The sequence below is a fragment of the Thermoanaerobacter siderophilus SR4 genome, assembly GCF_000262445.1.
GTDB classification, from domain to species: Bacteria; Bacillota; Thermoanaerobacteria; order Thermoanaerobacterales; family Thermoanaerobacteraceae; genus Thermoanaerobacter; species Thermoanaerobacter ethanolicus.
Map to the genome: position 1 here is coordinate 717,212 of NZ_CM001486.1, position 20,402 is coordinate 737,613.

The following is a 20,402-nucleotide window of genomic DNA, read 5'->3' on the forward strand; positions in this document are numbered from 1 at the left end:
TTTATATTTTGTGGAATTGATAGATTTTTAGCAAAATTAACAGGCGGGAAGTACCCGCCTATAGTTTGTTAACAAACCTTTTAAGTTTACAATAAAGTCTTCTGCTTTTATGCTCGCGTGCAGGCTCCCGTATCTAAGTCATGTCTATGGCTCGTTTTGGGCAGCTTACAAATCGCTTTCTTTCTCTCCTGTAAAAAAATTATATTTACAAATGTACAAATTTTCCCGCGAAGAACATAAATAAGCGAAGCTCATGGTAAGCTGCTTTTTCCAAAATTTCGCCAAGACATACTAAGATACTCCCGCAATGCACTCTACGCATAAAAGCGAAGACTTTTCTATTTGACTTTGTCTACAGTCTTTAAGCGGGAAGTACCCGCCTATTGAATATTAACAGTTACTTTGTCAGGTTTAATCCTAATTATTTGCAAGTTCAAGTTAGTATTTATATTTACAGTTAAAGAATGATCACCCATTGGCAGATTGGTTACGTCTATATATGCGTTAAAATCGGAAGCTGTAGCTCCATTAACTACACTTTCTGGGCCAGATATAGTAATGACTAAATCTGGATTTTGAATTACAACATTTTTGTTGTCTGCTCCTCGTATATCTATATTGCTTATAGTAATCTCTTTAGTCGCTATTTTTTGTATATCCACATATACTTTTGCATTAATATCACTTTTAACAAGTTTCACACCATCTGGCAAATCAAAAGGTACATTTTCAGTGACAGGTTCATTTTTCCCAGAAATATCGATTTGCTTAGTACTTATAGATTTTATCGTATTTAGGACAGTCTCATCAACAGTAATATACACATACTCTGGCAGTACATTTACAGATGCTATCATATATCCTTCCATTGGTTTCCCGAATATTTTAGGAACTACAGGCACACGTATAGATTTATTTACAGGAATATATACTTCAACAAGATTAGGAGTAATAGTAACGCCTTTTACTTCTTTTCCTTCTCTGTCAACAGCAACCACTGGAACAGAGATTTTTACATCCTCTTTTTTATAAGAAACATTGACCCCAGCTATCACATTTTTTATAAGATTAATTTTACTTTCTGGCCCAATCACCAATACCTCTCCCGGCGTGGGGACAGCAGGTTGCATAGCATAGCCATCCATCACATTGCCAATTACTTTTACAGTAACTGGCATTTGCGTTTTCGCAATATTATCTATTTCTACCTTTATTTCTGACGGATTTATTGAAACTAAGGAGACATTTCTAGGTAATCCTTCCACTGTAACAGGAATGACATTTGTCCCATTAGAATTTACTCTGCTTAAATCTGCAAAAGCTGATATATTCTGGGCTGCTATATTCAGAACATCACTTCGTCTTCCTTTTACTTTTACATTTACCGTATAATTTTTTTCATCTAAAACAATAAGTCCTTTTTTCTCTAAAGTATCGCTATTAATCAATTTGACAGGCACATTGCTTATTTCATAAGGAATTTCTGGATTTTCTTCTCCCATTACATAAAGCCACAGTAAAAAAGCCAATACCAGTGACAGCAATTTTATTGTAAAATCTTTAGTCAGCATGTTTGTTCCCCCATTTTTTCCATACGGGCTTTTTGGTATCTTTTACTTCAAATATGCTCGACAACACCTCTTTTAAAGTTTTTGCATCTAAATGTCTTGAAATCCTGCCATTTTGTGCAAGAGAAATAGTGCCTGTCTCTTCAGAAACGATTATCGCTACCGCATCAGATATTTCAGTAACACCTATTCCCGCTCTATGGCGTGTTCCTAATTCACTACTTAGATTTTGGTTGTCTGTTAAAGGTAAAAAACAACCTGCCGCCATAATCCTATCTCCACGAATTATGACAGCTCCATCGTGTAAGGGCGTATTAGGTATAAAGGTATTTATTAAAAGCTCACTGGAAATTTTAGAATCCATGGCTATGCCAGTTTCAATGAGCTCATTAAGGCCTGTCTCCCTTTCTAAAACAATTAAAGCCCCTATTTTTGAGCGGGACAAAAATTGCACCGCATCGCATATCTCTCCCAAAACCTCTGACATATCTTTTTCCTCTTCATTAAAAAAGAAGAAATTTTTGCCTAAGAACCCGCTCCTACCTAAAGACTCTAATCCACGCCTTAACTCCGGCTGAAAAACAATTAAAAGCGCAATAACTCCTACCGTCATAGCATTTCGCAATATATAATTGACTGTCCTAAGTTGTAGCCATTCGCTCACTTTGGTAATTACAATTAACACAGCAAGCCCTTTAAGCAACTGCTCTGCTCGTGTTTTGTGTATTACCAAAATTAAGCGATACAGGACATAAGCTATTATTAAAATATCTATTACATCGTTAATGCGCATTGTTTTTATGATATCTATAAGTCCATTAAACAAAAAGTTCACCTCTCAAGGCTTTGTGGTAAATTGTGTGTACATATTAATTATACAACAAATTTGAATAAAAAATAATTTAAACTGAATTAAATTTTAATTAAAGTGGAAAAATTATTTTAGCAAAAAATAAGGAGGATGAAAATGAATAAAGATAAAATTATAGAAAAAAATATAAAGGAAAAATTAGAAAAGGAAAGGGTGTCTTACGGAGTAGATGTAAATGTCCGGTGTATCAATGGTCATGTAACTTTGTATGGAATAGTAGATAACTTATCCGAAAAAAATCACGCTCAAAAAATAGCAGAAAGCGTAGAAGGTGTAAAAAAAGTAGAAAATAACATAACAATTGCAATAGATAGCAAAATAACAGACAAAGATATAAAGCAGGGTGTTTTGAGAAATCTTCAGAACTCCAAATTTCATGAAGAAATAGGAGAATTAGGTGTTGATGTAACCGACGGTACCGTAACTTTATATGGAAAGATTAATAACGCACAGCAAGAAATAGAAAGCATAAGTCAAGCAGCCCAAGCCATGGGTGTCAAAAGTGTAATAAGCAAATTAGAACTTAACAAAGAGCATAAAATAGATGATGTATCTCTTGTAAATTTAGTAGTACAAAAGCTGTCTCGTTATGATTTGAGTTTGCCTGATTTAGTTATTACAGCAAACAACGGGACAGTAACATTAAGGGGATATGTGAATAATTTAAAAGAAAAAGAATTAGCCAATGAAGCAGCTCAAAGCGTAAATGGGGTAAAAAAAGTGATAAATCATATAAAAATTAGAGAGAAGTCATAGAAGGATATGTCATTCTATGACTTCTACTCTTATGTCATTCTTTTCTACTTCTTTTTTCAATGGATTTATCACATCTCCATGAAGTATAACATCCAGAGCAGACCTTAAAGACTTGCCTACTATTATCTCGGTTATATTGTTTTCTTTTGCAAATTCTGCCAGCGTTTTTGAGATTTTTTTACCCACCAAAATAGAAACTCTGCCACCCATTTTTTGTGCTAAATCAAAGAGCTCCAGCAATACTTTGTTTTGCTTTAAATCATTTGAGATGTCGTTGTTTTTGTTAACGTATACAACGCAAAACTCACCATTAGTCTCTTTTGCTCTTTCAGCGCCTCTTTCCACAAGCCTGCGGCAACTTTTCTGCGGGGTTACGCACACCATGATTCTGCTTTTCACGCCAGGCTCGTAACTTAAAACCATTTTAATAAACCCCTTTCAGATGCATACTTTCCTTCCAAATATTATTATATGTTAGTTCTCTAACCTATGTCAAATTCATTAATAAACCTTATATTCTTTTTAGATTTAACTGTCTCTTTTTCTTTAACTCTTTTATAAATTCTTTTAAATAACCTACCTCTTCTTTAGAAGGTGTTTTACCTCCATAAACTGTTTCATTGTATATCCGCGTAACTTCACTGAAACCTATATACCCATTTCCTAACACTCTTTTTTGATATTCCAAAGGAGTTTCTGTATCTAACTTTTTCAAGCCTTTTTTAGCTAAATACTTTACAATTTTTTCATAATAATATATCGCCAAAAACTTATTGTCCAAATTATTAATTTTTTTCTTCCGATCCCACCAATATAAAGAAGTTGTTGTCACTAAAATTACTATCAATATTAAGCCAAAACGTAAAATATTAAATTTATTATCATTGAAAAAAGCAATTTCCTGAGAAGTTGTCTCCGTATTATCACTTTGTTGCAGTTTATCGACTGTGCTATGGGAATCTCTACTCCCGTTATCTGGTTGTAATTCCATATCATTTTCTAAATTTAAGTGATTATTATTTGAGAGGAACATTGGAAATTCTAATGAGGGATAATTAGGTGTTGGTTCAAAAGTAATCCAACCGTAGTCATCAAAATATACCTCTACCCACGCGTGAGCATTAGCAGCGGTAATCCTGTATTTGCCATCACTACTAGGTGCTGACGGCATTCTAAATCCCACTACATATCTTGCAGGAATTCCAATTGTCCTGAGCATAATCACCATTGCCGTCGCATAATAAGAACAATATCCTTTTTTTAGATCGAATAAAAAATAGTCAACAAAATCCCTATCACTAGGAGTAGGAGGAACATCTAAAGAATAGGGGTATTGCCTTAAATATTCTTCCACTGCTTTTACCTTATCATAAAGAGTTTTTTTGTCTTTTGTGATAGAATAAGCTAAATCTTTCACTCTTTCTGGTAGAAGAGTAGCTGGATAAGACAAATATCTTATTCTTTCTTCGCCTTTTAAAGTCTCGTTACCTTTTTGCCTCAGTGAATTTAAATCAATTTGTGGCTTTAAATAAGTGACAACATAAGGCTCTCCAGTACCATGAGAGGTTTTTGCTCTTAAGTTCAAATTATCAACTTCATAATAAAAATCATAGCTTAGTTTATGAGGTTGCCAAGGGGAAAAAAGAATATCTGACTTAATTTTTAGTGGAATTACTGTGATAGTTTTTACTTCAAAATTTACATTATTACTGAAAGTTGGCGGAATTTTATCGCTGCTTTCTACATACATATACTGTTGTCTGGAATTTTCCCATCTATTAGAAAAATTATCATAAATTAAAGTACTTTTTGAGGAATAAGTATAAGTATCATAGACCATTCCCCTAAGGTAAGTACTTTCATCGGCTTCTACTTCCATTATTAAAAAATTACTCGGTTTCACATTTCCGCCTAATTCATTGGCAAAAGTAGTAAAAACCGTTTCCCCAAACCAATCATCATTAGTGCCTTCGCCATTTCTCCAATCTCTAGTAAAAGGGAAAGTATCATAAAACCAATTATTCAATGTTTCCCACTTAACGGGTTTAAAGTTTTTAGGCATCAATTGAGCACTGATAGAGGTAATAGAAGATAGAAAGATTACAACAATCAAAAAAAACTGCAATAGGTGCTTTGGCACTGCCTTTTTTAAAATAGTTCTTTATTCCAATATCTATAAAACAAAGCGTAATATAAACTGTCATATAGAGGTAAGCAGCATCTACATAATTATACCACTGCACAACAAAAAACAATATTCCTGAAAATAAAGTTAAAAACCAACTCCTTATGATAATATTTAATAACGTAATAATCAGTGTTACTATAACAACGGTCATTATAATCATAAAAAATCTATATTTTTCTGTTAAAAGGTCAAAGCCTGGAGGCGAAATTGTATAATTCATATAAATATCCGCCCATTTTATAAAACCATCAATATAAGATACAATACTCACTAATAAGCTGCGATATTTGATAAAAACTATGACATCTATAAGTAAAAGGCTTGTAAGCAAAAATATTATCAGTTGTGGCCTTTTGAGCAAAAAAGCAAAAAATATTACTAATACTATATCTAATAGTAAAAGATAATAGAAAGGATATAAGAATCTAAAGCCGCTAACAGCAGATAATATAACCACAAGAGATAGGGCAATTGTCATAATGTGTTCATGCAAACTCTTTTTTAGCTCTTTTGACATCTTTCTTCCCCCAGAAAACAACTTCGATATCTAATTTGCTAATTTTATCTTCAATTTCTTTTGGGTCATTAACATAATAGATTATTAATTCTCTATTACTGCTTCTTAAATCCGCTAATTCTCCTAAAATTACATTATTCAAATAAGGAGTTATTAAAATAAGAGTCACATCATAGGGAATACTTTTATATAATCTCAAAAAGTCCTCTAGACTTTTTTCGTAAACTGGAAAATTCCTTAAAGAAGCCTCAATAAAATTTTTAAAATCTTTAATCGTTCTTCCTTTTATATGAACCTTACCGGTATTGTAATCTATAACACTTACAGGAATACTATGTAAAAGGCAAAATTTCGCTATAGATAACATGCATTCAGCACAATTTTCATCTATTATTCCTTGGGTATCCATAGCAAAATGGTTTTTATCTAAATCCCACAAAATATAAACTTCACTCATCGCGGATACTTGAAATTCTTTCACGTAGAGTTCTCTTTTCTTTGCTGACACCTTCCAATGAATCCTTTTAATACTGTCACCATAATTGTACTTTCTTAATTGCGATATATTAGTATAATCTTCAAAAGCTTTATTTTCCGCCTCTATATTTCCTAATTGTTGTCTTGCCTTCAATTCCACATTTATATTATGAATCCTTGGTAGCACTACAAATTTTAATTTAAAATCATATTTTTTTACTACATTAAAAATTCCAAAAGGATCTTTTATTTCTACTTCAAAAGGTCCAAGAAAATATATTCCTCTTTTTGAAATCACAAATTTTTTTTGTACTTTTTTATTTTTAAAAGGCATAAGATACCATTCTTCTGATTTAAATTTAGCATTTAGAGGAGTATAGTCAATAATTTTAAGATTAAAAACAGGAAGAAAACTGTTGTTTATCAAAGTTATTTCATAGGCTATCTCTTCTCCAACAGTAATTTCATCTTTGTGAGATATAACATAGATATCTATAGAATTTTTTATATGCCTTATATACAGGTAATTCAAAAGGATAAAAAAATGCAAATTCATAGACAAGCAAATAAAGTATTTTCCCGCCGGTAAAAATGGCAAAAGCAAAAGAAACTATGAGTAGCAATAAAAGAAAAATTTTATTACGCATATCTTTTTATCACCGGCACCTTTGTGGTATCTACAATATTTTTAATAAACATTTTCTCGTCCAATCCTTCAAATCTTTCTTCATTTTTTAAAATGATTCTATGAGATAACACAGGTACCGCTAATTCTTTTACATCATCTGGTAAAACATAATTTCTTCCTTCGCAAAAGGCCTTTGCCTGAGCAGCTCTCATCAAATTTATAGTAGCTCTTGGACTTGCACCTAACCTCATTGCTTTGCTTTTTCTGGTATTAGCAACTAATGTGACAATATAATTTCTGACTAGATCATCTACATAGACAGACTTTACCTTCACTTGCATTTCCTTTATGTCTTCAGCATCGGCTACTGGAGAAAGAGACTCTAAAGGGTCCTCTTTCTCAAAATTTTTTAAAATCATCATTTCCTGATATTCATCGGGATAACCTATCTCTATTTTTATCATAAATCTGTCCAATTGAGCTTCTGGCAATCTAAAAGTCCCTTCATATTCAATTGGATTTTGGGTAGCCAATACCATAAAAGGCTTAGGTAAAGAATAAGTAACCCCATCAACAGTTATTTGTCTTTCTTCCATTGCCTCCAAAAGGCTAGATTGAGTCTTAGGAGAAGTTCTGTTGATTTCATCAGCTAAAACTATCTGACTCATTATAGGACCTGCTTTAAATTCAAAGTCATTCTTTAATTGATTGTAAATAGTTATGCCTATAACATCTGAAGGCAAAAGGTCCGGTGTGAATTGTATTCGTTTAAATTTAAGATTTACTGATTTAGCTAAAGCCTTAACTAAAGAAGTCTTTCCTACACCAGGAACATCCTCAATAAGGACGTGGCCTTCAGCCAATAAGGCTATAACCACAAGTTCAATAACTTTTCTTTTCCCTATTATTACTCTTTCTATATTCTCTATAATTTTTTCTACAGCAATATTATCCATTTTTACCTCCACCATATATTCAAATTATTTTTAGAATTTCCAGCATATTATTTATGACATAATCCGGTTTTGCTTCCTCTAAGAGATTAAAGGGCAAGATTGTCCATTTAACAGCCGCACTTTTTACTCCAGCATTAGAAGCACATAATATGTCATAAGGACTGTCTCCCACCATTAAAGTCTCTTCTTTATTAGCATTGAGTAGTTCCAAAGCTTTTAAAATTGGATCCGGATTTGGCTTATGTTTTTCTGTGTCCTCTAATGCCACAATTACCTTAAAATACTTTTCCAAGTCAAAAATCCTTAACCCCCTTATAGCCAATTCTCTCCTCTTAGATGTAACTATACCCATTTTTATTCCATTTTTATACATGAGTTCAAGGGCTTCTTTTACATCTTTTCTTATTTTGGTATATTTATCATGATTAAACTCATTGTATTGTCTATAAGTATCCAGCATCAATTCCCATTTATCTTGGCTAAATCTTTTTAAAGTTATTGGAAGAGGTTCTCCAAAGTAAGGAGTAACGTCTTCCGGTTTTATGATATATCCTAAATGCCGTTCAATTGTGTATTTAAAAGACTCAATAATAAGTTCATTGGTATCAATAATCGTTCCATCTAAATCGAAAAGTACTGTTTTTATCCCCATATTATCTCCCTTCATAAATTCTCTTCTTCTTTTAGTATACAAAAAAAATCACTTCATAACAAGACATGAAGTGAAAAATTTTGCTATTCTGAAACTTTTTGAAAATAATGTATTAAACCTTTATATATTGCCCAAGCAATTTTATATTGATAATTTTCGTCATTTAAAAGCTTTTCCTCTTCTGGATTCGACATAAAGCCACATTCCACAATAACTGCCGGCATTTTAGCGTTTCGCAAAAGGTAATAACTATTAGAACTTTTAGCCATCCTGTCGTTATCAGGATCTAACGTATTTCTTAACTCTTGTTGAATAAGTTCTGCTAATAGTTTACCTTTTTCAGAATTGTTTTGATAAAATACCTGTGCCCCTTTGTATTTAGATTGACTAAAGCTATTTAAATGAATACTAATTAAAACATCTGCTATTACTTCATTTGCTTTTACCACTCTATTTTTTAAATCCTTTGAAAGAGAACTATCTGACAAAGTGTCGTCTTCCCTTGTCATCACTACAATACCACCACTTTCTTCAATAAGTTCTCTTAATTTTTGAGCAATCTCAAGATTTAACTCATCCTCATCTTTTCCATATTTTCCAGGTTTCCCAGGGTCTGGTCCTCCATGTCCCGCATCTATGACAACAACTTTATTCATTATTGGAACAGTTTTAAAAGCAGCGATATAATACACTTTTTTAAAACTATATAACCCTACTATTAAACTTACAATTAGTAAAAACATCATCCACCTTTTAAATACCATGTCCCCATCCCCTTATCTTTTAGTAAAAATTATTCATCTAAAAAAGTTTATATGTCACTTAATAATAAAATCCACATATTATGATTAAAGGAAGGAGGTAAAAATATGGTCACTTTAGAATTCACATACGTAGTACAACCAGGAGACACGGTATTTTCAATTGCTAAAAAATTTAACACCTCAGTTGACGCTATAATCACAAGAAACAACATTATAAATCCATCTTTAATATATCCTGGACAAAGGCTTATCATTCCAGTACAAGGAAGTTATTATACTGTCCAACCTGGAGATACTCTATATCTTATTGCTCAAAAATTTAATGTTCCTTACGAAGCTATCATTTATACAAATAATCTCACATACCCTTATACCATATATCCGGGTCAAAAGCTATTCATCCCTGGAGCAAAAATAATCGCACCACAACCACCACTACCTTCACCGCCTCCCGCACAAAAGCCTTGTCCAACTTATTACACAGTACAGCCAGGAGATACTTTATGGACTATAGCACAAAAATTTGGAGTATCATTGGAGGAGCTAATTAAAGCAAACTATTTAATAAATCCAAATATGATATACCCTGGGCAAACATTAATAATTCCTTGTCCCACATCGCCACCCATTGAATATCCCACACTAAAGATTGGAGATAAAGGACCCTTTGTAGTAAATCTCCAAGCAAGACTAAAATCTTTGGGCTTTGACCCTGGTCCTATTGATGGTATCTTTGAAAGAAAAACAGAAGAAGCCGTAAAAGCGTATCAGCAAAGCAGAGGGCTTCCAGTAACAGGAATTGTCGATAATGTGACATGGAATGCACTCTTGTTTGGAACTCCTCCTGTTACTACCCCTACACCACCAGGAAAAGTTTATATAGTAAAACCTGGTGACACTTTATGGAATATAGCAAAAACTTTCAATACAACAGTAGACGCTATATTAAAGGCAAATCCAGATATTAAAGACCCTAATTTGATTTATCCCGGTCAGAGAATTATAATTTCTACATCTTCACAGGAAGTAGCCTATAACCAAGAAGTACAAGAAATAAATGCAGAACAAGAAGAAAACAAAGAAGAATAAAGTCAAAAAATAGTCAGGAAAAATCCTGACTATTTTTTGACGCTGTCTATATATTTTTCTGCTACATAAGCCGCTGTTGCGCCATCTCCAGCAGCCGTTATAACTTGTCTTAAAGATTTATGCCTTATGTCTCCAGCTGCAAAAACTCCAGGTATATTTGTCCTCATATCATCATCTGTCATGATATATCCATATTCATCAAGGTCTACTATGCCTTTCACCAATTCTGTATTAGGAGCATAACCAATAGCTACAAAGACACCATCTACGTTTAGTGTGCTTTCTTCACCTGTTTTAACATTTTTAAGTTTGAGTCTTTCTACTCCATACTCTCCTTCTACATCAACTACTACAGTATCCCAAATAAACTCAATTTTTTCATTTGCGAAGGCTTTTTCCTGTTCAATCTTTGTAGCTCTAAGTTCATTTCTTCTATGAATTATATAGACTTTTTTTGCAAATTTAGTAAGGTATAACGCGTCTTCTACTGCTGTATTTCCTCCGCCTATAACTGCCACTGTGGCATCTCTGTAAAAAGCTCCGTCACAGGTAGCACAGAAGGAGATACCAGCCCCTATAAATCTATCCTCATTTGGAACACCTAACTTTTTAGGTGTAGCGCCCATCGCTAAAATAATAGCTTTTGCTTCATAAGTTTTATTAGAAGTCTTAACTTTCTTTACATCTCCTGTAATATCTAGGCTCTCAACATCTTCATTAACAATCTCAAGGCCGTGTTTTCTCACCTGTGCCTCCATCTTGGCAATAAGGTCAGCACCACTTATCTCTTCATAACCGGGGTAATTTTCTAACTGATAAGTATTTACTATTTGCCCTCCCAGATAAGTTTTTTCAATAAGTACCGTTTTAAGCCTTGACCTTGCAGCATACAATCCAGCAGTAAGTCCCGCAGGACCTCCTCCTAAAATAATTAGATCGTACATAATAAAATCACTCCTCCTTTGAAAATAAAATATAATAATGGAAGCAGTAAAAACACTACTTCCATTATTATATCACAAACTTTTTATATTTACATCATCCCAACGGGTTGTCTAAATTTGTTCCTTGCCTCTTGTATATCCTGAGGTGGAGCCGGTTTGACAGGATACCATCCTCTTTGATTTATAGCATTCCAAACTGTCCTTTGATCTTCTAAAGTAGAATTTAAAAGATTGATATATTCTCTTCTTATGCTTTCATTTGCAGACTCAACTGCTGCATGGCTGAACATTTCTATTGCGAATTTGTAATTGCCCAGTACATTCATCATAATATCCTTGTCACTAATTTGCGTATTTCCATACATATTTTTACACTCCTCCTAACTTAAATGTTTTAGCAAAGAATTGAAATTGTTTTGACATCTATCTGCAAGATTTTGGCATAAAGCTTTAAGCTGTGGGTCTTGACATCTTGTAGCATAATCGTTTAAAGTTTTTGTCATATTTTGTTGTAATGATAAAATATCATCCAAATAAAGTAACTCCTTGTTTGAAAGTTGCATATTTATCCTCCCTTCTTAGATTTCATTTTTAATATGCGCACAAAAATAAAAAATATGCAGAGTTTTTCTGCATATTTTTTATTTTATATACCCTTTCCTTTTTAATTTTTCGATATGTTCTTTAAGTTTTTCTTCAATATTTATATTATACTTTTCCTCCAAGACAAACATCATTGAAACTGCGACTTGAGCAACATCTAAAAGCTCCTCTGAAATTTTTTCCATTATCTCTTTTTCGCTTAAAGTGACATTTTCTCCGTTTAAACCTCTAAATTTTCCTATAGCTTGTGCCAATTCTCCTGCTTCTTCCATTAATTTAAGGGCAGTAGATTCCAGTGAGGGTGTCAAATTATTAAGCTTTGGCAAACTTATTTCTTTAAAACTGGTTTTCATGATTTCATCTCCATCTTTTAAGCTTTTTTTCGCCTTGCCATAAAGGTTGCTAACTGGGGCGCTACTTCCTTAATCAAATCAAGCATCTTAAAAGAAACATTCCTTATATCCCACTGAGCTTCATTAGTGCATCTCAAATTTGCAAAATGATCAAAAGCCCATAAATCCGCATTCATAAGAACCAAGCGTTTGTGTGCATTTGTTACCACGTAAGGACTTACTTCAGGCAATTTTTCTTTTAATTCTATAAACAATTCCTCTGAAGCCTTTATCGCTTTTATTAAAATTTCGGAAGCCTTCGCTTTTTCGATATTTGGAGGAATAACAAAACCATTTTCAATTGTCGGTTCACCGCAATCAAAGACAATAGTTCTATGCCTTAAAAGCTGATGCCAATTAGCTTCACTTATCTTCAGTTGAAATTTAAATCTAACCGATTTAAATGCCTCCATTAAATGGTCAAATTCCCCTATATCTTCAACTGCCTGCTGCAAGATTTTACTTTTCCCCTCTTCGTCCATCTCCTTCACTGTTTTTCTCACCGCTTCAAAACTTTTACCTGAATATGTAAACAAAATATGCATAATTACAATATCTACCGGAGAATATTCACTATCTTTCCCTGTATAGTCTATTAAAATGACATCCTCATCTGAATTTGATAATTCATCTTCCTTTACAACACTTGCTAAATTCTTTAATCTATCGTGAACTTTTAATTGATAAACAGTAGGAGTTGTATGTCGTAACATGCTTGGTGCAATTTTTTCCCCTTGTTCTACTATTCTTTCGGCTAATAACTTTGCCTCTTTAGTAGGATGCGCGAAAAGTTTTCTCACTATATCCTGTAAATCTAAGGCATTTAAAGCTACTGCAAAACTTGTCTTGGTAGCTAAAAGAAGTGCATATCTCGCATCTTCAAAGGCAATTTTACTAATCCTATTGTAAAACCTTTCTTCACTTTCCCCCTCTTTTTTCTCTTCTGCCCTAGCTAAATATTCTGTCAAAACTTCTACAAGTTTTTCATAGGCATCATAGGAGTTGTTCCAGACTTTTAAAAACTTTTCTTTCAAATCAGGCTTTCCTTCTAATTCTTTTGGTATCACTACTTTATCTCTTGTAGGCTTTTGATACCTTTGGCTCCACTCTATAAAGGCAGGCCGCCTGTTCATAAGTTCAATATCCCCTGACAAAAGCCTTGAAACATCTTCCACGCACAGGTGCATTAAATGCTGCTCAGCAATAGAAGAATGTCCAAATCTTTCAACCCACTTTTCGTGAAATTCTTTCGCCTTTTGTATTGCTTTTTCTAAAGGTATGTTATGTTTGGGTATGTAGTCAGTTATGTTTAAATCTCCATCTGTCAAAGACTCAAGTATATTAAGCCTCCAGCTGGTATCTCTTCTACTTACCTTCGAATTTATAGGTGGAATGATAAACTCCGGCAATGAATGTATAAAATAGACAGGTCCATATACGTCTGTCACAAAATTCTCTAAAAGCTTCTCCTCTTCAGGTGTCAATTTTCTCATTTTCATGTCAAAAACTCCCTTCAAAATTATAAAACCAACCTTCTCGACATTTTATATTATTATACCATAAACTTTTGAGGTAAAAACAAAAAACAGTTATCACTGATAACTGTTTTTTACAACTGGTGACCCATCCGCGACTCGAACGCGGGACACCCTGCTTAAAAGGCAGGTGCTCTACCTCCTGAGCTAATGGGTCATATGGTGGAGGGAGATGGATTTGAACCATCGAAGGCGACAGCCAACAGATTTACAGTCTGCCCCCTTTGGCCACTTGGGTATCCCTCCACATTTTTAAAACAATAAAAAGTTTTGCTTGAAGCTTTAACAAAAACTACGTAGCTTATTTTATCATATAGAATTCTATTTGTAAAGGGCTTTTATGCAGTTATTTTTGTGTAAAAATATGTAAACAATTTTGGAATTTGATTTATTTTTGTTTTTCTATATAATGAAGATAGTAATCACATAGTTTTTAATTCATAGCAACTCAAAAATATTGGAGGAAAAAATATGAAATTTGTTTCATGGAATGTAAATGGCTTACGGGCCTGCTTGCAAAAAGGGTTTATGGATTATTTCAAAAAAGTAAATGCTGATATTTTTTGTATACAAGAAACCAAATTACAGCCCCATCAGACAGGCCTTGAAGAACTTAATTTAGAAGGTTATTACGCTTTTTGGAACTTTGCTGAAAAGAAAGCTTATTCAGGAACTGCTGTATTCACAAAATATAAACCTTTATCCGTTAACTACGGAATAGGCATCCCTCAACATGACAACGAAGGAAGAGTTATAACGTTAGAATACGAAAAATTTTACTTAGTAAATACCTACACTCCTAATTCTCAAAGAGGATTGACAAGACTTTCTTACAGAATGGAATGGGAAGAAGACTTTCGAAATTATTTGCTAAAATTAGATTCCGTAAAACCTATAATTTTATGTGGAGATTTAAATGTAGCCCATAAAGAAATAGATATAAAAAATCCATCTGCTAATAGAAGAAATGCAGGTTTTACAGATGAAGAACGTGAAAAAATGACAATGCTTTTAAACTCCGGCTTTATAGATACTTTCAGATATTTTTATCCTCATAAAAAAGATGCTTACACCTGGTGGTCTTATATGAGAAATGCCAGAGAAAAAAACATCGGTTGGCGAATTGATTATTTCATAGTTTCTCAAAGATTAAAAGATTATCTTATTGATGCAGAAATTCATTCTGATGTAATGGGTAGTGACCACTGTCCTGTGGTTTTAGAAATAGATGATAAATTAATATAACCATAATTTAACAACTCCTTCTGAAAATTTATAGAAGGGGTTGTATTTTTATAGCAAACTCTAAAGAATTCATTGCACTCTCTCCTCTCCTTAAATTAGCAACAAAGGGCTTTCATCTGGATAAATTTAAAGATGAAAGCCCTTTGAAATTTTACTCAACTTCAACTTTCTTGCTATTCTCCCACAAACCGTGTATATTGCAGTAGCTTGCCGCATAGATTGTTCCTGATTTTTCAACTTTAAACTTTATTGTCAAGTCGGGTTCTGTAAACACTCCATACTCTCCGTGAGATGTAAAATTGTAATTACCTATTTCCACAGGGAATTTATCTCCTTCACCATGGAAATACACTTTAATCCATTTAATGTGGTGTTCCAATGTATTTGGATGTGGAATTTCTTCTCCTATATTGACTCTTAATTCAACTACTTCTCCTTTTTTTACCTTGTCGGAGATATGTATGACAGGTACGTGCTTCTCTCCTTTCCAATCTCCACTTTGATATAATGACCCAAATTTCTCCATAAATATCCTCCCCACTTTTTATTATTTTTTATTCATCATGTCTATGTCTTCTTTTAACTAAATCTTCTTCGTGCTCTATTTCATCTTCTAATATCTCTAAAATCAAATGATAATCACTTCTCCTCTCCTTTTATTTTTAAATTTTTAAATTTATTTATCATATATAGACTTAATCTTAAACTGTATATCAAAGTTGTTTACTTATAACAATACAATAACTTCCTTTACCACATACTTATGTTATTATTATATCACAAATTTACCCAATGTCAAAAAACTTTTAGAAATTTTATATTTAACAAAAGATTATAAACCGGAAATTTTTTTAACAAAAAACTATGTTATAATAATATACAACTGCAAATAATAATTTAAATTTTGCAATTTAAGGAGAAAGTTAGCATGGATTATAGTGTATTAATAGGCGGTAAAGCAGGTCAGGGAATTGATACTACTGCTAGTCTTTTAGCAAAAATTTTAAAGCGCAATGGCTTTTATGTATTTTCCAATAGTGACTATATGTCCAGAATAAGAGGCGGTCACAATTTTATACAAATCAGATTTTCTAACAAACCGATATACTCTCACAACTCCAAAGTCGACATAATTTTTGCTTTGAATGAAGAAACCATAGAAATTTATAAATCTGATTTAAAAAACTCTGGAGTAATTATTGCTGATAAAGAAATATCTATTAGAGAGAAAGAAGTAAAAGACAAAGTATTGCCTCTACCTTTGATGGAAACCGCTAAACAATTGAAAAATTTAAAAGTCTTTCCTACAGTAGGTTTAGGAGCAATACTTATGTACTTTAATAGATATTTTACAGCCTTGTGTTGTCTGGAACAGAGTCAACACTTTCGCCTGGTATAAAGAGAGAGTATATCATCTACCAGAAGATTACGACTACACTAACAAAGAAGAAGCCTTTAAAAAAGCAATGGAATTTGGAGATAAAATTCCAATAGGTATAATTTACAAAGTCGAAGAAAAATTTGATTTTATAAAAAATGGTCCCCCTTTAGTAGACGCAGAACTCAATCAAAAAAATGCAGAAAAATTAATTAAAGAATTTGTTTGATTTATATTTCAAAAAATAGGGACAGCTCATATTAATTTTTTACTAGCTGTCCCTGTTTTTATTATTGAGGTTTTCTTTATAACAAAATTAATTTAAAACATCTAAGATTGCTATAGTACATTCATCTTTCCTTCTTTTTCTAATACCTCTGCTGTCAAATTATATATTTCATCAAAAAACGACTTTAAAACTGCCAGGTCCTTTGACATTGCTATTTTGAGCAGCTTTTTCGCCTGCTATTCCAAAAGCCACAAAAGCTTCTACTGTTACTTCAATCAATACTGTTTTTTAAAAAATTTAACTACCTCCATTACTAAAAGAGGTGTAACTGACATTGCAATAATTATATCCCAGTCATAAACATTAATATTCCTAAGTCCAAATATAGTGTTTAAAGGAGTTACAATTAGAATAACCTGTAACAAAATTGCCACTATCAAAGCAAAAATCATGTATTTGTTTGTAAATAATCCTACCTTAAAAATGGATTTGTCCGACCTTACATTTAAAGCTTGAGCAAGCTGCGATAAAGTCAACACCGCAAAAGCCATTGTTCTTGCAGTCTCTATATTTTGCTTAAGTCCTATAACAAAAGCAATTAATGTGACCGACCCAATTAACATACCTTCAAGCGGTATTCTATAGGCCAACCCTCCTGCGAAAATGCTTTCACCTTTTTGTCTGGGTTTTTTCTCCATTATATCATTTTCCGGCGGTTCAAATCCAAGAGCAAGAGCTGGCAGGCTATCAGTTATAAGGTTCACCCATAGTATATGTATGGGTTTTAAAGGCATCGGCATGCCTAATATTGTAGCAATAAACAGTACAACTATTTCACCTAAATTACAGGTTAATAAGTAATGGATAGCTTTTTTTATGTTTGCAAATATGGTCCTGCCTTCTTTTATTGCTGCAACTATTGTCGCAAAATTGTCATCAGTTAAAACCATATCTGCTGCTTCTTTTGCAACATCGGTACCAGTTATACCCATTGCAACTCCAATATCCGCCTGTTTAAGGGCAGGTGCATCATTTACACCATCGCCTGTCATTGCTACCACAGCACCATTTTTTTGCCACGCTTTTACAATTCTCATCTTGTGCTCAGGAGATACCCTTGCAAAAACAGATATTCTTTTTATCCTTTCCTTTAATTCTTCATCAGAGATTCTGTCAAGGTCTTCGCCTGTTACTGCTTCATCATTATCCTCAAGAATTCCAAGCTCCCGTGCTATCGCAGAAGCCGTTATCTTGTGATCACCCGTTATCATAACAGGTTTTATTCCTGCTTTTTTACATATTTCAACTGAATGTTTGGCCTCCAGTCGTGGTGGATCTATCATGCCTATAAGCCCTATAAATATCAAATCTTTTTCCATTTCATCGCTGTTCAAATTTTTAGGTATTTCTTTGATATCTTTATAAGCAACTGCAATAACTCTTAAAGCTTCTTTTCCCATTTCTTCGTTAATAGAACTTAACCTATTCTTTTCTATTTCATCAAGCGGTAAAATTTTATTGTCTTTCAAAATATACTTACATCTTTTTAAAATATTGTCAGGTGCTCCCTTGGTAATTAATCTAAAGTCCTCTTTATCCATAACATGTATTGTTGACATCATTTTTCTATCTGAATCAAAGGGTATTTCCGCAATTCTTGGAAATTCTTTTTCTATATCGGCTTTTTTTAAGCCTATTAAATCATTTAGCGCAGCAACAATCGCAACTTCCGTAGGATCGCCAATCCCTTTTCCTTCCTCATCTATAAAAGCATCAGTGCATAATGCAGCATTTTTTAAAAGGAAATAGTCCTCCTGTTTCACTTCATCTTCTTTTACATTCACTTTTCTATCGTTAATATAAAGCTTCACAACTGTCATCTTGTTCTGTGTAAGGGTTCCTGTTTTGTCAGAACAAATAACACTTGTACTGCCAAGCGTTTCTACAGCCGGAAGTTTCCTTATTATCGCATTTTTCTTAATCATCTTTTGCACGCCAAGTGCAAGCGTAACAGTTATAATAGCAGGGAGTCCCTCAGGAATCGCTGCAACAGCAAGGCTTACAGCCGTCATAAACATATCAAATGCTGGTCTTTTTTGAAGTACTCCTATTGCAAATATTATTGCGCTTATGAGAAGCGCAGCTGTTCCTAAATATTTGCTCAATTCTTCAAGTTTTAATTGAAGTGGCGTTTTGACATTCCTTTCGTTTTCTATCAAACCGGCTACTTTCCCCATTTCGGTATCCATACCTGTAGCAATTACAATAAATTTACCTCTGCCGTAAGTAACCGTAGTACCCATGTACACTAAATTAAGCCTATCTCCTAAAGGTATATTTTCATTTTCTATTACAGTATCAACTTTGTCAACAGGTACTGATTCACCAGTTAATACTGATTCATCTACTTTAAGGTTTTTAGCCTCCACCAATCTTCCATCTGCAGGTATGATATTTCCTGCTTCTATTAATACTACGTCTCCTATTACAAGAGAAGATGCTTCAACTTCCATTACTTTCCCATCTCTTATTACTTTTGCAAGAGGTTGAGACAATTTCTTAAGAGCTTCAAGAGACTTCTCAGCTTTGTTTTCCTGAATTGTTCCTAATAATGCATTTAAAATTACAACAACTAATATTATACTTGCATCTATTGTCTCTCCAAGAAAAAAAGATATAATTGAAGCAATAATAAGAATTAACACCATATAATCTTTAAACTGTTCAAGAAATAATGAAAATATTGATTTCTTTTTCTTTTCTTTTAAAGCATTTTTACCATATTTAAATAACCTTTCATTAGCTTGCTCTTGTGTCAAGCCATTTTTATCATCAGTTTCTAATTCTTTTTTATCTCTTCTACATCCATATTCCAATATCTTTTCATTAGCAGCCCTCCTTTAAAAATTTTTGCAAAATAAAATAGACCTTTACTTTGTAGTATCCCACAAAGTAAAGGTCTCACTCGCATTTTTTGCTCAATCAGCCGGGCAAAGCCGTCATGACGACTGATTGATTCAGAGTTACTCCCCTTTACTCTATCTAATTAATGAACTGGAGCTGGCAGTGGGATTCGAACCCACGACCTGTTGATTACGAATCAACTGCTCTGCCACTGAGCTACGCCAGCAATAGCTAAAAACTCCATAAAAAAATTATGGTGCCTCGAAGTGGAATCGAACCACTGACACAGGGATTTTCAGTCCCTTGCTCTACCTACTGAGCTATCGAGGCATAATATAATGGCGACCCAAAAGGGACTTGAACCCTCGACCTCCAGCGTGACAGGCTGGCGCTCTAACCAACTGAGCTATTGGGCCGCATTATTATTTAATTTTTTAAATGGTGGGCCTTCAGGGATTTGAACCCCGGACCAATCGGTTATGAGCCGACCGCTCTGCCAGCTGAGCTAAAGGCCCATATTTGGTGACCCCGACGGGATTCGAACCCATGTTGCCGCCGTGAAAGGGCGGTGTCTTAACCACTTGACCACGGGGCCACGATTTGGCTCCTCAGGTAGGACTCGAACCTACAGCCTACCGGTTAACAGCCGGTTGCTCCACCATTGAGCTACTGAGGAATATTTTTAATTCCGGCAGCGACCTACTCT

At 33.6% G+C, this 20,402-nt stretch carries 18 protein-coding genes, 8 tRNA genes, 3 pseudogenes and 1 other annotated feature (1 of these 30 cut by a window edge); of the genes and pseudogenes, 5 read left to right on the forward strand and 24 right to left on the reverse strand.

The genetic code is table 11. From position 1 onward, the window contains the following. Positions 1-380 precede the first annotated feature (380 nt). A complete protein-coding gene (locus tag THESIDRAFT1_RS03390) occupies positions 381-1,571 on the reverse strand; it encodes a CdaR family protein (protein ID WP_006569556.1) in 1,191 nt (396 codons plus the stop codon). Then, positions 1,561-2,394 (reverse strand): diadenylate cyclase CdaA, encoded by an 834-nt coding sequence (cdaA, locus tag THESIDRAFT1_RS03395; protein ID WP_003870054.1) that lies wholly within the window; start codon positions 2,392-2,394, stop codon positions 1,561-1,563. The genes THESIDRAFT1_RS03390 and cdaA overlap by 11 nt, the downstream gene beginning before the upstream one ends. A gap of 141 nt (positions 2,395-2,535) precedes the next feature. Here cdaA and THESIDRAFT1_RS03400 point away from each other — a divergent pair, with 141 nt between their 5' ends. Beyond that, positions 2,536-3,195, forward strand: coding sequence for a BON domain-containing protein (locus THESIDRAFT1_RS03400; RefSeq protein ID WP_003870055.1), 660 nt, complete (start codon positions 2,536-2,538; stop codon positions 3,193-3,195). Between the two features lie 9 nt (positions 3,196-3,204). Here THESIDRAFT1_RS03400 and THESIDRAFT1_RS03405 read toward each other — a convergent pair whose 3' ends face one another. From THESIDRAFT1_RS03405 to cwlD, 6 genes and pseudogenes are all read right to left on the reverse strand, one after another. Next, positions 3,205-3,618, reverse strand: a complete 414-nt coding sequence (locus THESIDRAFT1_RS03405) for a universal stress protein (RefSeq protein ID WP_003868505.1) — start codon at positions 3,616-3,618, stop codon at positions 3,205-3,207. 88 nt (positions 3,619-3,706) lie between these two features. Further along, positions 3,707-5,900, reverse strand: a pseudogene (locus THESIDRAFT1_RS03410) (DUF4129 domain-containing transglutaminase family protein). Continuing rightward, a complete protein-coding gene (locus tag THESIDRAFT1_RS03415; RefSeq protein ID WP_244262743.1) occupies positions 5,869-6,909 on the reverse strand; it encodes a DUF58 domain-containing protein in 1,041 nt (346 codons plus the stop codon). Before THESIDRAFT1_RS03415 ends, THESIDRAFT1_RS03410 begins: the two are co-directional and overlap by 32 nt. Before the next feature lie 107 nt (positions 6,910-7,016). Continuing rightward, entirely contained in the window at positions 7,017-7,961 is a 945-nt protein-coding gene (locus THESIDRAFT1_RS03420; protein ID WP_006569559.1) for an AAA family ATPase, read from the reverse strand. A 19-nt stretch (positions 7,962-7,980) separates the two neighbouring features. Beyond that, positions 7,981-8,613, reverse strand: coding sequence for a pyrophosphatase PpaX (ppaX, locus tag THESIDRAFT1_RS03425; RefSeq protein ID WP_006569560.1), 633 nt, complete (start codon positions 8,611-8,613; stop codon positions 7,981-7,983). Between the two features lie 83 nt (positions 8,614-8,696). After that, positions 8,697-9,377, reverse strand: coding sequence for an N-acetylmuramoyl-L-alanine amidase CwlD (cwlD, locus tag THESIDRAFT1_RS03430; protein WP_006569561.1), 681 nt, complete (start codon positions 9,375-9,377; stop codon positions 8,697-8,699). A 105-nt stretch (positions 9,378-9,482) separates the two neighbouring features. Between cwlD and THESIDRAFT1_RS03435 the strand changes: the two genes are divergently transcribed. Beyond that, positions 9,483-10,466 carry a LysM peptidoglycan-binding domain-containing protein gene (locus THESIDRAFT1_RS03435; RefSeq protein WP_006569562.1) on the forward strand — a complete coding sequence of 328 codons (984 nt, stop codon included), beginning with the start codon at positions 9,483-9,485 and terminating at the stop codon, positions 10,464-10,466. 29 nt (positions 10,467-10,495) lie between these two features. Here THESIDRAFT1_RS03435 and trxB read toward each other — a convergent pair whose 3' ends face one another. The 7 genes from trxB to THESIDRAFT1_RS03470 form a co-directional block, all read right to left on the reverse strand. Further along, the gene (gene trxB / locus THESIDRAFT1_RS03440; protein ID WP_279625645.1) at positions 10,496-11,443 is read right to left on the reverse strand and encodes a thioredoxin-disulfide reductase; all 948 of its coding nucleotides are present in this window, start codon (positions 11,441-11,443) and stop codon (positions 10,496-10,498) included. Between the two features lie 56 nt (positions 11,444-11,499). Beyond that, on the reverse strand, positions 11,500-11,775 hold the full coding sequence (locus THESIDRAFT1_RS03445; RefSeq protein WP_003870065.1) for a spore coat protein: 276 nt from the start codon (positions 11,773-11,775) through the stop codon (positions 11,500-11,502). 15 nt (positions 11,776-11,790) lie between these two features. Next, positions 11,791-11,973 carry a spore coat protein gene (locus THESIDRAFT1_RS03450; protein ID WP_004405882.1) on the reverse strand — a complete coding sequence of 61 codons (183 nt, stop codon included), beginning with the start codon at positions 11,971-11,973 and terminating at the stop codon, positions 11,791-11,793. A gap of 78 nt (positions 11,974-12,051) precedes the next feature. Further along, complete coding sequence (locus THESIDRAFT1_RS03455) at positions 12,052-12,366, reverse strand: MazG-like family protein (protein ID WP_003868493.1); 315 nt, start codon at positions 12,364-12,366, stop codon at positions 12,052-12,054. A gap of 17 nt (positions 12,367-12,383) precedes the next feature. Then, a complete protein-coding gene (locus THESIDRAFT1_RS03460) occupies positions 12,384-13,904 on the reverse strand; it encodes an FAD-dependent thymidylate synthase (protein ID WP_006569563.1) in 1,521 nt (506 codons plus the stop codon). A gap of 117 nt (positions 13,905-14,021) precedes the next feature. Beyond that, positions 14,022-14,097: transfer RNA gene (locus THESIDRAFT1_RS03465), tRNA-Lys, on the reverse strand. A gap of 3 nt (positions 14,098-14,100) precedes the next feature. Further along, positions 14,101-14,186 (reverse strand) — tRNA-Tyr (locus THESIDRAFT1_RS03470). Between the two features lie 225 nt (positions 14,187-14,411). On the opposite strand from THESIDRAFT1_RS03470, the gene THESIDRAFT1_RS03475 reads away from it, so the two are divergent. Then, a complete protein-coding gene (locus THESIDRAFT1_RS03475; protein WP_003870068.1) occupies positions 14,412-15,185 on the forward strand; it encodes an exodeoxyribonuclease III in 774 nt (257 codons plus the stop codon). A 151-nt stretch (positions 15,186-15,336) separates the two neighbouring features. On the opposite strand, the gene THESIDRAFT1_RS03480 is transcribed toward THESIDRAFT1_RS03475, so the two are convergent. Next, positions 15,337-15,711 carry a class II SORL domain-containing protein gene (locus tag THESIDRAFT1_RS03480; RefSeq protein ID WP_003870069.1) on the reverse strand — a complete coding sequence of 125 codons (375 nt, stop codon included), beginning with the start codon at positions 15,709-15,711 and terminating at the stop codon, positions 15,337-15,339. Positions 15,712-16,113: 402 nt separating this feature from the next. On the opposite strand from THESIDRAFT1_RS03480, the gene THESIDRAFT1_RS03485 reads away from it, so the two are divergent. Together THESIDRAFT1_RS03485 and THESIDRAFT1_RS12880 are read left to right on the forward strand one after the other, a co-directional pair. Next, positions 16,114-16,584, forward strand: a complete 471-nt coding sequence (locus THESIDRAFT1_RS03485) for a 2-oxoacid:acceptor oxidoreductase family protein (RefSeq protein ID WP_039929139.1) — start codon at positions 16,114-16,116, stop codon at positions 16,582-16,584. Further along, a complete protein-coding gene (locus THESIDRAFT1_RS12880) occupies positions 16,532-16,792 on the forward strand; it encodes a hypothetical protein (protein WP_244262790.1) in 261 nt (86 codons plus the stop codon). The genes THESIDRAFT1_RS03485 and THESIDRAFT1_RS12880 overlap by 53 nt, the downstream gene beginning before the upstream one ends. A gap of 110 nt (positions 16,793-16,902) precedes the next feature. Here the strand turns inward: THESIDRAFT1_RS12880 and THESIDRAFT1_RS13200 are convergent. From THESIDRAFT1_RS13200 to THESIDRAFT1_RS03520, 8 genes and pseudogenes are all read right to left on the reverse strand, one after another. Further along, positions 16,903-17,059, reverse strand: a pseudogene (locus THESIDRAFT1_RS13200) (hydroxyethylthiazole kinase); the annotation flags it as partial. A gap of 8 nt (positions 17,060-17,067) precedes the next feature. After that, a pseudogene (locus tag THESIDRAFT1_RS03490) lies at positions 17,068-19,679 on the reverse strand (calcium-translocating P-type ATPase, SERCA-type). Between the two features lie 168 nt (positions 19,680-19,847). Further along, positions 19,848-19,922, reverse strand: a tRNA-Thr gene (locus THESIDRAFT1_RS03495). A gap of 28 nt (positions 19,923-19,950) precedes the next feature. Continuing rightward, positions 19,951-20,026 (reverse strand) — tRNA-Phe (locus THESIDRAFT1_RS03500). Between the two features lie 9 nt (positions 20,027-20,035). After that, positions 20,036-20,112: transfer RNA gene (locus tag THESIDRAFT1_RS03505), tRNA-Asp, on the reverse strand. Positions 20,113-20,135: 23 nt separating this feature from the next. Beyond that, a tRNA-Ile gene (locus tag THESIDRAFT1_RS03510) sits at positions 20,136-20,211 on the reverse strand. Between the two features lie 5 nt (positions 20,212-20,216). After that, positions 20,217-20,291: transfer RNA gene (locus THESIDRAFT1_RS03515), tRNA-Glu, on the reverse strand. Between the two features lie 6 nt (positions 20,292-20,297). Then, positions 20,298-20,372 (reverse strand) — tRNA-Asn (locus tag THESIDRAFT1_RS03520). A 20-nt stretch (positions 20,373-20,392) separates the two neighbouring features. Next, positions 20,393-20,402: a sequence feature (16S ribosomal RNA rRNA prediction is too short), on the reverse strand (it continues 522 nt past the right edge of the window).